The sequence below is a fragment of the Buttiauxella sp. B2 genome (assembly GCF_006376615.1).
Classification (GTDB): Bacteria; Pseudomonadota; Gammaproteobacteria; order Enterobacterales; family Enterobacteriaceae; genus Buttiauxella.
Genome location: NZ_VEXQ01000018.1, coordinates 15,118 through 28,527, shown reverse-complemented (window position 1 = coordinate 28,527; position 13,410 = coordinate 15,118). Strand labels below are relative to the sequence as shown.

Annotated in this window: 16 protein-coding genes and 1 pseudogene; 2 read left to right on the top strand and 15 right to left on the bottom strand. The window is 45.7% G+C overall.

Features of this window, described 5'->3' with window-relative positions; all coding sequences use genetic code 11:
• Positions 1-60: 60 nt before the first annotated feature.
• Positions 61-681, bottom strand: coding sequence for a TetR family transcriptional regulator (locus tag FH968_RS17705; RefSeq protein WP_370451528.1), 621 nt, complete (start codon positions 679-681; stop codon positions 61-63).
• Positions 682-970: 289 nt separating this feature from the next.
• On the opposite strand from FH968_RS17705, the gene FH968_RS17700 reads away from it, so the two are divergent.
• Together FH968_RS17700 and FH968_RS17695 are read left to right on the top strand one after the other, a co-directional pair.
• On the top strand, positions 971-2,125 hold the full coding sequence (locus FH968_RS17700) for an efflux RND transporter periplasmic adaptor subunit (protein WP_139881983.1): 1,155 nt from the start codon (positions 971-973) through the stop codon (positions 2,123-2,125).
• Between the two features lie 13 nt (positions 2,126-2,138).
• Positions 2,139-5,246 carry an efflux RND transporter permease subunit gene (locus FH968_RS17695; protein WP_139881980.1) on the top strand — a complete coding sequence of 1,036 codons (3,108 nt, stop codon included), beginning with the start codon at positions 2,139-2,141 and terminating at the stop codon, positions 5,244-5,246.
• A gap of 241 nt (positions 5,247-5,487) precedes the next feature.
• On the opposite strand, the pseudogene FH968_RS23905 reads toward FH968_RS17695, so the two are convergent.
• The 14 genes and pseudogenes from FH968_RS23905 to FH968_RS17635 all read right to left on the bottom strand — a co-directional run.
• Positions 5,488-5,817: pseudogene (locus FH968_RS23905) on the bottom strand (ISNCY family transposase); the annotation flags it as partial.
• Between the two features lie 138 nt (positions 5,818-5,955).
• Positions 5,956-6,351: a hypothetical protein gene (locus tag FH968_RS17690; RefSeq protein WP_139881978.1), complete on the bottom strand. Its 396-nt coding sequence runs from the start codon at positions 6,349-6,351 to the stop codon at positions 5,956-5,958.
• Positions 6,352-6,771: 420 nt separating this feature from the next.
• Positions 6,772-6,936 (bottom strand): hypothetical protein, encoded by a 165-nt coding sequence (locus FH968_RS23685; protein ID WP_189389208.1) that lies wholly within the window; start codon positions 6,934-6,936, stop codon positions 6,772-6,774.
• A gap of 56 nt (positions 6,937-6,992) precedes the next feature.
• Positions 6,993-7,289: a hypothetical protein gene (locus FH968_RS17685; protein ID WP_139881976.1), complete on the bottom strand. Its 297-nt coding sequence runs from the start codon at positions 7,287-7,289 to the stop codon at positions 6,993-6,995.
• Positions 7,270-7,608 carry a type II toxin-antitoxin system RelE/ParE family toxin gene (locus FH968_RS17680; protein ID WP_189389205.1) on the bottom strand — a complete coding sequence of 113 codons (339 nt, stop codon included), beginning with the start codon at positions 7,606-7,608 and terminating at the stop codon, positions 7,270-7,272. The genes FH968_RS17685 and FH968_RS17680 overlap by 20 nt, the downstream gene beginning before the upstream one ends.
• 105 nt (positions 7,609-7,713) lie before the next feature.
• On the bottom strand, positions 7,714-8,253 hold the full coding sequence (locus FH968_RS17675; RefSeq protein ID WP_223271336.1) for a DUF2514 family protein: 540 nt from the start codon (positions 8,251-8,253) through the stop codon (positions 7,714-7,716).
• The gene (locus FH968_RS17670; protein ID WP_139881970.1) at positions 8,250-8,687 is read right to left on the bottom strand and encodes a lysozyme; all 438 of its coding nucleotides are present in this window, start codon (positions 8,685-8,687) and stop codon (positions 8,250-8,252) included. Before FH968_RS17670 ends, FH968_RS17675 begins: the two co-directional genes overlap by 4 nt.
• Positions 8,671-9,021: a phage holin family protein gene (locus FH968_RS17665; protein WP_139881968.1), complete on the bottom strand. Its 351-nt coding sequence runs from the start codon at positions 9,019-9,021 to the stop codon at positions 8,671-8,673. The genes FH968_RS17670 and FH968_RS17665 overlap by 17 nt, the downstream gene beginning before the upstream one ends.
• A 28-nt stretch (positions 9,022-9,049) precedes the next feature.
• A complete protein-coding gene (locus FH968_RS17660; RefSeq protein WP_139881966.1) occupies positions 9,050-9,385 on the bottom strand; it encodes a hypothetical protein in 336 nt (111 codons plus the stop codon).
• A gap of 12 nt (positions 9,386-9,397) precedes the next feature.
• Positions 9,398-9,964 carry a phage baseplate protein gene (locus FH968_RS17655; RefSeq protein WP_139881964.1) on the bottom strand — a complete coding sequence of 189 codons (567 nt, stop codon included), beginning with the start codon at positions 9,962-9,964 and terminating at the stop codon, positions 9,398-9,400.
• Between the two features lie 61 nt (positions 9,965-10,025).
• Positions 10,026-10,367: a hypothetical protein gene (locus tag FH968_RS17650; protein ID WP_189389202.1), complete on the bottom strand. Its 342-nt coding sequence runs from the start codon at positions 10,365-10,367 to the stop codon at positions 10,026-10,028.
• Between the two features lie 43 nt (positions 10,368-10,410).
• A complete protein-coding gene (locus FH968_RS17645; RefSeq protein ID WP_139881962.1) occupies positions 10,411-12,363 on the bottom strand; it encodes a tape measure protein in 1,953 nt (650 codons plus the stop codon).
• Positions 12,364-12,496: 133 nt separating this feature from the next.
• Positions 12,497-12,970, bottom strand: coding sequence for a phage tail assembly chaperone (locus FH968_RS17640; protein ID WP_223271335.1), 474 nt, complete (start codon positions 12,968-12,970; stop codon positions 12,497-12,499).
• A gap of 23 nt (positions 12,971-12,993) precedes the next feature.
• On the bottom strand, positions 12,994-13,407 hold the full coding sequence (locus FH968_RS17635; RefSeq protein WP_139881958.1) for a hypothetical protein: 414 nt from the start codon (positions 13,405-13,407) through the stop codon (positions 12,994-12,996).
• Positions 13,408-13,410: the final 3 nt, after the last annotated feature.

Here is a 13,410-nt window from a genome sequence, read left to right as displayed (position 1 = left end):
TCCTCCAGCTCTATCAATTAGAGCTTTCGTTAATTAGAAGGATAATATTTTAATGAGTATTTACTTGTCTTCTACCATAAGTATTTTAAGTATACTATCAACTACCGCTGGGGCTTGCTGATAAAGATTATAAGACTCAGGAAATAATAACCAATTTTTTACGATGCCTATAACGCAACCATGGAAAATCATGACCGTATTTTCTATATTAATCCATTTGTAATTTTTGTTTTTCTCAATGAACTTGATAAGTATTCTTTTTAAAATATCTGGGTCAAACCCTATATGCTGTAGAATTTCTTGCTCAGAAAGAATCTTTTCCCCATATTCGCATTTATGGAAAAGTATTTCCATCAACGCGCGCTGCATGGGATCTTGCGCAATCCCCTGCAGCTGAGCAACCAATGAATTTCTTAACACGGCAAAAAATTCCTCGGCACCGACATCACCTAAAGCCTTCTCAAGGGTATGAATCAAAGATCTCTGTTCAATCCATATATCGTTAAATAATTTTGATTTATTTTCAAAATGCCAATATACAGCACCTCTAGTAACACCTGCAGCCTGTGAGATATCATATAGTGTTGTAGCTGCAACACCTTTATTAGAAAATTCATAGATAGCTGCCTCCATTAACTTTCGTCTTGTTTTATAAGCTTCTGCCTTCGTTTTTCGCACCATGGGACACCAATAATTAAAAATAACGCTGCAGGAGAATAACATTCTATCCAATCTTTCAATAAAAAAACAAACATTTTCTATATAACCAATTTTAGGAATCCTTCTCTATTCTCATCTGTCATAAAATAAGATATTAATACTTTAGAAATACCGCTTTTTTATTCCATATGTCGCGTCACGATACTCACACGTTTAGACGTGATGAGGAATCCAATTATGCAAAAACATGGCGTGCACGCGCCAAGAATAATTTCCAGACTCTTACATCTTCATTTTATAAGGAATAGTAATGAAGGATCATGTCAAATTTATCTCCTTCTCCTTTTGTCTTTTTGTTTCCATCAATCTGTTGTCGGCATGTAATGATCAAGATGGTAAGAAGCCCCAGTTGCCGATCGCACAAGTTGACGTCTACGTTGTTAAAACAGAGCCTTACACATTAACGACTGAATTACCTGGCCGCACAAACTCATACCGTGTTGCAGAAGTTCGTCCTCAGGTAAACGGAATTATCCTCAAACGTAATTTTATTGAAGGCAGCGATATTAAAGCAGGGGACTCCCTTTATCAGATTGACCCGGCTCCCTACCAAGCTGCTTATGACAACGCAAAGGCGAGCTTAGTGAAAGCCTTGGCCACCGCTAATCTCACTCACCTTACTGTAAAACGGTATCAGTCTTTGCTCAAAACGCATTACATCAGCGAGCAAGAATACGATCAAGCTCGCGCTTCAGCACAGCAAGCCGATGCTGAAGTTGCATCTGGAAAAGCCGCCGTAGAAAGCGCCCGTATTAATCTGGCCTATACCAAAGTCACCTCACCAATAAGTGGCAGAATAGGTAAATCCAATGTAACTGAAGGCGCACTGGTTACCAACGGCCAAGCACAAGAACTTACTACGGTACAGCAGCTTGACCCCATCTATGTCGATGTTACCCAGTCCAGCAATGACCTGCTGGCATTGAAACAGGCCCTTGCTCTGGGAACACTGCAAACAGACGCTCAGGCTACGGAAATTAATTTAATAATGGATAACGGGCAACTTTATCCCGAGAAAGGCACTCTAGAGTTTTCCGATGTCACCGTGGATGAAACCACAGGCTCAGTCACATTACGCGCACTTTTCCCTAATCCTCAGCATCAGCTTCTGCCAGGTATGTTTGTACGCGCTCGGATTTATGAAGGGCTCAAACCCGACGCCATTCTGATTCCACAGGAAGGCGTAACACGTACGCCAAGAGGTGATGCTACGGTTCTGCTGGTGAATTCCAGCAACGAAGTAGAAAGCAGAACGGTGGTTGCCAATCAGGCCGTGGGGAATAACTGGTTAATTTCACAAGGGTTAACGGTTGGAGACAAGGTGATTATCAGTGGTGTGCAAAAGGTTACTGTTGGCAATAAAGTCACCGTTTCCACACCTGCTCAATCCTCCGTCAAGCAATAAGGTGAGCTGAGCTATGTCTAACTTTTTTATCGACCGCCCCATTTTTGCCTGGGTGCTGGCCATCATTCTGATGATTGGTGGCATGCTGGCTATTATGCAATTACCCGTTGCACAGTATCCAACGATTGCACCACCGGCGATCGCGATTTCAGCAACCTACCCAGGTGCGGATGCTCAAACCGTGCAAAACACGGTGACTCAGGTTATTGAACAGAACATGAACGGCCTGGATAACCTGATGTATATGTCCTCTACCAGTGACTCTGCAGGTAATGTTAGTACAACTTTAACATTCAGTTCTGGCACCGATCCGGATATTGCTCAGGTTCAGGTACAAAATAAGCTCCAGCTGGCGATGCCTCTTCTGCCACAGGAAGTGCAGCAGCAGGGTATTAGCGTTGAAAAATCAAGTAGTAGCTTTTTACTTGTTGCGGGTTTCGTCTCCGATGATAAGGCCCTGACAGGGGACGATATTTCAGACTATATCGCTTCCAACGTGAAGGATCCCATCAGCCGTACCAGCGGAGTGGGTGACGTGCAGCTTTTCGGCGCACAGTATGCGATGCGTATCTGGCTGGATGCAAACTCCCTTAATAATTATCAACTCACCGCAAGTGACGTGATTAGCGCTTTAAAAGTGCAGAATAATCAGATAGCAGCCGGTCAGCTAGGGGGCACACCTGCCGTCCCGGGCCAGCAGCTTAACGCCTCGATCATCGCCCAAACCCGCTTGCAGAACACTGAACAGTTCGGCAACATCATTCTTAAATTCAATAAGGACGGGTCTCAGGTTCGCCTGAAAGATGTCTCCCGTATTGAGCTGGGTGGTGAAAACTACAATACGGTTGCTAAAATCAACGGCCAGCCTGCATCGGGGTTAGGAATTAAATTAGCGACCGGCGCCAACGCACTGGATACAGCTGCTGCAATCAAAACACAACTGAAAGAAATGCAAGCGTATTTCCCCCAGGGCATGCGCGTAGTTTATCCCTATGACACAACTCCATTCGTTAAAATATCTATTGAGGAAGTGGTCAAAACGTTGCTTGAAGCTATTATCCTGGTCTTTCTGGTGATGTATCTCTTCTTGCAAAACATTCGCGCTACGCTTATCCCCACTATCGCAGTACCGGTAGTTTTGCTTGGTACTTTTGCGATACTGGCAGCATTTGGCTATTCGATAAATACCCTGACTATGTTTGGTATGGTATTAGCCATCGGTTTGCTTGTAGATGATGCCATTGTGGTTGTGGAAAACGTTGAACGTGTCATGGAGGAGGATAATCTGTCGCCAAAAGAAGCGACGAAAAAATCTATGGGTCAGATACAAGGAGCGTTGGTAGGGATTGCGATGGTGCTCTCCGCCGTATTTGTTCCGATGGCGTTCTTTGGTGGCTCCACAGGGGCTATCTATCGCCAGTTCTCGATTACCATCGTTTCAGCAATGACGCTGTCAGTGCTGGTTGCCCTGATCCTAACCCCTGCGCTATGTTCCACACTGTTAAAGCAGGGTCAGACTGATGGTAATAAGAAAGGTGTTTTTGGCTGGTTCAACAAGAAGTTTTCGCAAAGTGTCGATCATTATACAACCAGCGTCAGCGGCATATTGCAAAATACAGGTCGCTATCTGCTGCTTTATGCACTGATTGTAATAGGTATGGTAGTGCTCTTCATCCGTCTTCCTTCCTCTTTTTTACCCGAGGAAGACCAAGGCGTATTTATGACAATGATCCAGCTCCCGGCAGGGGCGACACAGCAGCGAACGCAAAAAGTGCTCGATACCGTCACGGATTATTACCTCACGCAGGAAAAAGCCAATGTTGAATCAGTCTTTACCGTTAATGGCTTCAGCTTCAGCGGCCAGGGTCAGAATTCTGGGATTGCCTTTGTGAGCCTGAAACCCTGGGCAGAACGTTCTGGCAATGAGAACAGCGTGCAAGGAATTATAGGTAGGGCCACAAATAGCCTAGGCACAATCAAAGATGGTTTCGTGTTTCCGTTTAACTTACCGGCGATTATCGAACTGGGAACAGCAACAGGGTTCGATTTTGAATTAATCGATCAGGCAAACATCGGGCACGACAGCTTGACCAAAGCCCGTAATCAGCTGCTGGGTATGACACAACAGCATCAGGACGTGTTGGTTCGCGTACGTCCGAACGGACTTGAGGATGCACCACAGTTCAAGATCATTATCGATCAGGAAAAAGCTCAGGCACTTGGCGTTTCACTTTCAGATATAAATCAGACGATATCGACTGCACTTGGCGGATCATACGTCAATGATTTCATTGACGAAAGTCGTGTCAAAAAAGTGTATGTGCAGGCAGACTCACATTTCCGCATGCTGCCTTCGGATATTAACAACCTCTATGTGCGCAGCAGCAGCGGAAAAATGGCTCCGCTCTCAGCGTTCTCAACTTCGCAATGGATCTACGGTTCTCCACGCCTGGAACGCTACAACGGTCTGGCGTCAATGGAAATCATAGGTGAATCGGTTCCGGGAAAAAGTACCGGCGAAGCCATGATCCTCATGGAGGCGTTGGTAAAACAGTTACCAGCAGGTATCGGTTATGACTGGACAGGTATGTCTTATCAAGAACGTCTTTCCGGCAATCAGGCTCCTGCGCTATATGGTATATCCCTGATAGTGGTCTTCTTGTGTCTTGCTGCCCTCTATGAAAGCTGGTCTATTCCGTTCTCAGTCATGCTGGTAGTACCGTTGGGTGTTGTGGGGGCGTTACTGGCTACCTCGCTACGCGGATTAAATAACGATGTTTACTTCCAGGTAGGTCTGTTGACCACAATAGGGTTATCCGCCAAAAATGCGATCCTGATTGTCGAGTTTGCAAAAGACCTGATGGATAAAGAAGGTAAAGGTGTCATCGAAGCAACGCTGGAATCAGTACGCATGCGCCTGCGCCCTATCTTGATGACGTCTCTGGCCTTTATTCTTGGGGTACTTCCACTGGTAATCAGTTCTGGCGCAGGCAGCGGATCACAGAATGCGGTTGGTACGGGTGTAATGGGGGGGATGCTTTCAGCAACTCTGCTTGCAATATACTTTGTTCCCGTCTTCTTTGTCGTAATACGCGGGCGCTTTAATAAAAGACAGGCGTAAATAACAGTGATTTGTCGTTACTGCTCACCACCCTAAAGGGCGATGCTTACTATTTCAGCGGCTACAACTGCTGATAAAATGGATTTATGCAAGCCTCGATGGGCAGTAACGACGAATCCCGCCGCCATAGAGCCAGTATAGAGCAGGCAACATGAGTGCCTTTCTAGATAACTGAAAAATTAACAGTTATTAGCAAACCCATGGATTAGATCTTTTATTATTTTGGTTTTCTTTCCAAAACCAAGATAGCACCTTGATCAATTTCTGACAGGCGATTATGGGTGGAGTAGGGAAGTGATACTCCATCAATTTTGATTTCCTTACGGTTGTAAGGGTAATGCCATACTTCAACATATTTACCGATATCACGGCGACTATATTCAGTATCCTCAATCAAATATAGAAATTTATCATATTGAAGAGTAAGTGATGTTGAAACTTTCCGTGGTTTTCGCCATGTGAAAATAGAGTCAATATCAACGCCAACCTCAAGTTAACGATGAACATTAAAACCATCTCGTGGAGGTTTAGCATATCTCCGGTTGTAATCATCCATGAACTTTTCAACAAACATTATTAGCAGCATCAATAATGTTTATTCTGAGTGCACGAAACTTTGAAAGATGCTTTGTTAAATAGGAGCTATTCATTATGTTTATTTACCGAAGTTTAACTATTGAGAAAAAACAGGTTAGGGTGGTCAATTATTTCATTGCTGTAAAATGCACTCACTTCCCATTACATCGCCACCCAAGAAAGTTATCGTTGGTTCACCTCCTGATGCACCCTGCGTACTCATATCCATAGCAACCACATAAAAACTATCTTTATCAACATCAAACTCATAATTGGTGAGTGGACTGCCACTTGTCTGATACACAGATTGCTCAATATCCTGAATCCGTTTCTGTGAAATCAGTTTGCCATGATGGAAGAGTTTTATAGTACCAGTATCTTTTTTGTAACTCATGAATCCACTGTCAGTCGTGCCAGTAACATTCCGTTGAATGCTCCAGCCATCATGACAAACAATGTTGTCAGCCATTGCCGATGCAGAAAGAGTTAAGCATGAAGTTGCAGCCAAAATGCGTATCAGTTGTTTCATTGAAATCAGGTTCCCAAAGAGAAACAGCAAGGATAACCTGTAGTTCCGATAGAAGGCCGCAAGACATTTTAACCGTTATGCGAACCAAGCAGTCTCGATACATGCAGATTCTGCGTGGCCCATGACGACCAAAAAATGTCAGATTCTGTCTTATCTTATCTTGGTGCGCATAATGTATATTATGTTAAATACAGCGGATTTGAACGAAGACAGGCGGCACAAGGAACCTTACGGACTTGTTGCAAAACTCTTACCCCTAGTCTAGTTTCTACCCGCCTGTATTTCAACTACAAACAGCACATTTTCACGATTGACCCCACCCCTACTGACTCACACGCTAATGTTTGTGGATTGCAGCCACAAAAAACCCGGCACGGTGGCCGGGTCAGCTTGTGATAATTTTGTCTGAATGCGTTAACGCTACTGCTTTTCGTCGTTCAATTTATCTGGTGTTGTTAGCCGATCCAGCTCTTGCTCAAGACGCACAACCGCCCAGCACGTTTTTCCGTAATGCTCCATGCGCCGCGTGTGTGGGTTTGCTCCCCATGCTTCACGCTCCGCAATGGCTTTCTTTAGCTCCATCACAACTATTTCAACTTTACGCTGAATGAGTTTTCATTCATGATGACAGCCTTATAATGTCAAAGCATCTTCAGTGATTGACGTTCTGCCGCTTTAACTACAGCCATGAAAGCCTTCACACCCGGATCCGTATCTGGTGACAGCATACGCATGATGGATTTTGAGTTACGGCCAACTTCATTGGAAATGGCAGGAAAACCACACGTTACCTTTATTAGCGTGCGTAGCATCCCTTTGGCTGTTTCAATCTCACCATCCCTGATGAGTTCGTGAATCTCTTCAAGAATCATCTTGCGTGAACCGGCGTCCTCTTTGAGTAACTTTGTCCACATAACATCAATGTCTGCCGCTGGCATATTTTTTACCTCTCAAATAGTCTGCTCTGTAGGTTTCCGCCCTGGCTAAATCTTTGTCCTGGCTGTCTTTGAAACCGGCACACAACAGAATCACGATTTCATCACCGTCTTGCATCAGATAGACCCGCAAACCAGCACCCCAGTTAACGCGATATTCTCCAATACCCGGACGCCCTGACAGCCACTTAACCGAGGACATATTGCCATCCTTAAGCCTTTGGGTGACCGCAAAAAGCTTGGCCATTGCTGCCTTATTCTTGGTTAGCCACTTCTCAAGCGGGATGTCACCGTCTTCCGTTTCGTAGTATTTAACGTTCAATCTGACCTCCATACGATAATCAAATGGTAACCTATTCGTTACCATTAAGCAAAAAAAAGCCCGCTATTACACGGGCAATTACAACAAGTGCTTCACCAGATTATTCTATTCTTTGCTGTCGCCAGTCACAGCCTTGTAGGTCTTCTCACACGTCAAACCGGCTATTCTTGCCCCGTCAGCGTATTCCGCCAGTTCTCCCGCGCGTTTGTCAGCGCTTTCAAGCAAGTTGGCAAGCAAAATGCCGGTTTCGGCTCTTGCTGCGCCTGCTTCGGCAATGGCGGAAAGCCTGCCGGTTTCACTTCCTGCAAGCTGTTTCCTGATGGTGTCGAGGGTGTGCCGCAAGCTGTCACCAGCAGACTTAGCATCAGCGGCATCAGTACGCGCCGCCGCAATTTGCCTGTCAGCTTCTTTTGCTGCTTTAATCGCTTCATCCTGTCTTTGCCTTTCCTTTTCCCGTTCTTGTCTCTGCCTGCTGACCAGCGCCAGTGCGTCATTTTTCTGCCGCTTCTCTTCCTTTAATTGCCATGCTGAATCAGCGGCCAGATAACCCACCTGATAGCGCCAGTGAGAAAACCCCCAAAGCATCAGGGTAATAACACAGCCAGACAACAGCGGCTTCCACAGCAATTTAAACAGGCCTGTCATGACAAAAATAATGCCCGTTCGCGCTGGCGTCGTGGCAATAAGATATCCGGGTCATTACCCGATTTTTTCCATTTTGGAAATTCATCTGATGCACTCGGATAATTACCTACGTTTAACAACTTCAGCATGGTTGAACCTTTAAACGCATTAGCGCCAACATTAAAAATAAAACTGCATAGCGCATCATACTGATTTTGATTCAATGCCGATTTAACATAACTTCCAATTGTGTTTTCAACCCATGACAAATCACCCTTCAATAAAGCTGATGATTGTTCGGCGGTTATATTCATACCCACAGCAACAGGATTGCCGTTAACACTTCCGGTATGGCCTACGCCAATTGTTGGGATGCCGCGCGTATCTGGATACCCCGTCAATTTTTCCCCTTCTTCACGCTTGATGAAGTTAATTCCGTTATTGCTTACTTGCATCCTCATCCCCTCCAAATTTACGCTTTCGAATAGAATTACCTATTGTGGAAAACATCGTTTTGATATTGTCCGCCCCACGAAAGCCGACATAAGCACCAAAGAAAATCCCCGCCTCTGGCGGCATACCTAAAAATATTGCAAATGAATAACAACCCGTTGCAACCAGCCCGCAAATTGCCCCACCCGTGGATGTTCTTTTTGGTGGCTCACCCGCCCTGATATCCATCAAAATAGAAACCGTTGCAGCCACTGCACCTGCGCAAATAGCAGGAAAATACATTTCAATCCATTTAGTCACTTGCTCCACCAACCCCTGTAATGTGTTATTCATCATTCACACCCACCAAACTAGGCACCTGACGTTACACCGTCACGCTATCTGCCATATAAAGCCCAAAATCACCCGCAAAGGCGTCAATTGAACCGTATACCCCGTTACTCCTGTTACGAACCATCCCAATTAACGCGTTTCCTGCGTAGCCTGGCATTTTCCCTGACAACCCATGCATCACGTTTGGCCGTAACAAAATTTGTGACAGTGTCACAGTCGTATCGACGCTGCTCAACTCAAGCCACCACAAGTGCGTAGTCGTTGCGTAAAAAACACGTATAGAATAAAAGGCACCATCAAAACTAATGGCAATGTCCTGGTCAGGAATGGATGCCACAAGTGGCAAACTGAAAAACTGGTCATCCATTTTTCATTAACCCTATGTAAAATATAAAATATCTGTTTTTGGTGTATCTACTGGCGCAGCAGACTTCTTGCCGGTGCTTGCCCTACCCTGCCCAGCGGGATTTTTTGTGTTTGGCTTTTTGGGGGCTGGCGCTTCGTTTTGCGTACGCTGAAAAGTTGTGAATTTCACGCGTTCTGCACTCAGCTTGATTGAAATGGTTTTGTCTTTGGGGGTTGCTTCAGCATTGAAGGCAGTTAGTACAACATCACTGACCGCGATGAAAGATGCGTAAATAGAAACAATCTCGTTAGTTTTGAATGCGTTGTTAATGCTGTTGACCTCTGCATTAATACGCGTTGGATCGTATGCAAGGTTATAACCAGTACTACCCGTGACAATACCTTCTATTTCAATGACTGGTTCTTCTGTCACTGTCCCATCGGAAATTTTATAACCCGTTTCAAGTGCGGCTTTTGATAAGGTGCGCTTTACTGAATACGTTTCACGCTTGCGCAGGCGTAATGACACCGTTACTCCTGAAGCAGACACAATGACTGCTCTGTTTCCCCCTGGTGCGTACAGCCCGCCCATATCTGACATATTCCACCCATAAAAAAATCCACCGGTTAAGGTGGATTCTAAGGTGTCATAAGGCGTTTATTTATTGCTTGTCTTGTGAAGGCTCAAGTGGTGACGGAAAGTCAGCATCTTTATGAGCATCAATTGGTATTGCAGTAATTGCCGCCCCCTTTTCTATAGCTTCAGCAATACGGCACAAATAGTCATTATTACCCTTCAAATACTCATTATTTTTAAAGGCAACAATAATAAATTCAAAAAATATACGGTTAAAAACAACAACCAGCGCCATAACAATAGCACCGCCAATGTGCCCTGATGATAGCAATATGACAGCAAATGCAATGGCAGCAAGTGTGGTGAAAATGTAAAGGCTAGTTAAAATCTTAGGTGTAATCATTTCATCAAAGTCTAATAATTTCATTTCTGGTTTCCATGTAATTGCTAAAAATTTTTAATATACAATGTTAAACGTACCCACCACCCTCGGCCATATTATCAAGACTTCCATTGTTTTGGCTCACAAATGACTTATCCCGATTATTGGCAACAGTTGCCGCTTCTTCAGGTGTGGCCACGGTGATTGTTGTGTTGCTACTATTAGTGTTTGAAATGGTAGTCTGTGAGCTGCTCCGTACACCTGGTGGTGTTAACCCTGTTGCGGCTGCCGTGGGTTTAGAATCATCACTCCCCAAACCTAAAAGCCAATCAAGGCCATCCATTAGATACTTCGTTCCCTCCAACGGGTTTGTCTGTAGCTTGTATGCCTCGTCTAACTTACTTTGTACCTTTGGATCCATTCCCGTTAGAGATTCGCTTTTTGCCTTGCTCATTTCAGTAAATTTATCAGTAACACCACTCAATGATTGCATTATGGATGACAACCCTTTGACGATATTTGGGTAACGTTTTTCGAACTCGTCAAAACTGCCAAACAGGTTATCAAAAATTGTTTTGGCGCTACCATCCATCCAGTGCTTAAATTCCTGGAATAACTCATAAAGAAGGAACACCGCCGCACCCACGGCTAAAAAAGGCCATGTTGCGGCTAAAACGGGAATGGCCAGCGCTGCAAACGCGGCACCAATTGCCCCTAGAATACCAATAAGGATGCTGGCCTTGCTTTCATCCGTGGTTGTTGACCAAAATTGCGCAACGGCTTTCTCCGCACTTCTGAAGCCTGGCACGATGTTTTGAGATACCCACGACATAAGGCGCGCCCACTCTCCGCCCTCTGTGGCGCTGGCTAAAAAAATGTCCCAATCATTTTTCATGACGGTTGTGACCTGCCCCCACGTCCAGCCCTGTTTATTCAGTAAATCCATATTTTTATCAGCCATTGACGCAAACGCCTTCGTCATTGTTTCTGCTGTCAATTTTCCTTCTTCTGACATCTTGCGCAGGCCTGCAACGTCGGTGCCAAAGGCTTTGGCCACTTCTGGTGCTTGCGTGCCGATAGCCTCCATAAAAGATCTAAACTCATCACCACCAAACCGGTTAGACGAAAACGCCTGACCCATCTGATAAAGCGCGTTATCAATGGCAACTTTACTGCCCCCACCAAGCTGTAAGGCGCTGACCATGCCTTGTGCTGACTTAATGGTTTCCTCCTGGCTTAAATGCAACTTTTCGGTTGCTGTGGCCATGTTTGCATAAGTAGAAATAAACGCATCACCGCCACTGCGGACTTCCGTTGCCGCCTCGTTAAGCGCAATGAAGGCGGTTTTGCTGTCGGTCAAGGTTTGTGGCAGACGTGCTAATTGCGCCTCTTTTGATTGGATCCTGTCCATGCTTTGGGCGACTGCATCCAACCCCATAGACAGTCCTACGGCAGCGGCAGCGCCCGCCATCATGTCAGGCATTTTGAAACCCTGACCCGTAGCTCTTCCTACTGCATCAGCAACAGGTTTTTTCTCCATTGGCACACCGTTGAAATTGTCTGCACCAAAATTCATACCATCAAACGCGCGGGGTCGACTCATCACACCACCACCACCGCCCGCTTGCGCCGTGAACCCGCCACCAGCACCAGCCCCCATAAATGACACCAGTCCACGCCCAGCAACCATACGCCCGCGCATATCCTCAATGGCGAGATTAACGCCCGTGGCGGCGGTCTGCGCGGCGTTTTTGGCGACATCCTCGGACGCCTTGCGCACCAGCGGCCCTAACGTTCCACGATTCACCAGATTTGCACCTAATCCGGCAGACAGCCCGGCAGCGGCAGCGGTTGCACCGGGGTTGCTCACTGGCGGTGAATAGCGGGTTACCGGTCGTAGCTCGCCAACTTTTTTGATGGCCGTATCTAGCTGATTTACTTTGCTGATTGCGCGGCCAATTTCTTTTTCAAATGCCAGCAACCCAGTCAGGTCAGGTTGCACGTCAACTTTAGTAACAAGCTCTTTGGTTTGTTCGGTCATTTTTTTTGCTCTGCTTTAGAAATGGCAGCGGAAACAGCGGAATCAAATTCCAGAACGGCGGCAGCGCGCATGATGTGGTCAAAGGGGGCAAGGCCTGACTGTATGTCCTCATACGTCATCAGGCCTGATTGTATTACTCGCCAGACGGCGATTTCTGCTCTGACACCGGGGTCAAGGTTTTCAGCCAGGCGCTTAATAATGTCCGCGCGCTGCTCTGAATGTTGATTGATATGTCCAGACCAATATTTTTTTTTAATCCTTCAGCTACCGGCGCAACGCTAAATTTGACGCATTCCAGCGCGACAAGGTAAACATCAGCGATATTATCCGCGCCAAAGGTGGCATCCAGTGAACCCCAATCCTCCAGCGGCATTTCATTATCCATGCACTGCACGCGTGACGTGGTCAAAAGCCTGAAGATGATTTCATCATGGTCTTCACGATTAAGCAGGGTAAATGCTCGCCCCGCCGCCTCCATCATTGACCCGGAAACATTAATCCCGTGCTTTGCGATAAGCTCCATGATGCGTAACTTAAAGTGAATGGCGTCAAAAGCAGACATTTTAACAATATTGAACTTGCGGCCATTAATGGTGATTTCTTTCATTAATTCTGACATTTAACGCGCCCTTAAATAATGGTGGAGTCCGTTTCACCTGCAATGAGTGTCCATTCCAGCGTGTTTGCATTGGAACCGCCGTTATTGCCGTCTTTGGGCTGCTTCTGAATCATCACATAAGGCAGCGTGTGAACAGTCATATTGCGGATATTCGTTAGCGTAACGGGGAACACGGAACGTGTTTTTAGTAACGCGTGCAACATGCCATTTGATGACGAGTTACGGTAAAGCGTGAACTTAACCGTTGATGACCCGTCATTTTTTTCCACAAATACCCAATCACCCTGAATACCAACATCTGCATCAACCGCATCTTCACGTAATTCCAGCTCAATATTGGAGTCTTTCGCAAAGCCCAAAACAGGTGCCAGGCTGACGGTTAAAAGCCAGTCTTTGGGGTTTTGATTACCCTGATATGCGCCCATTAC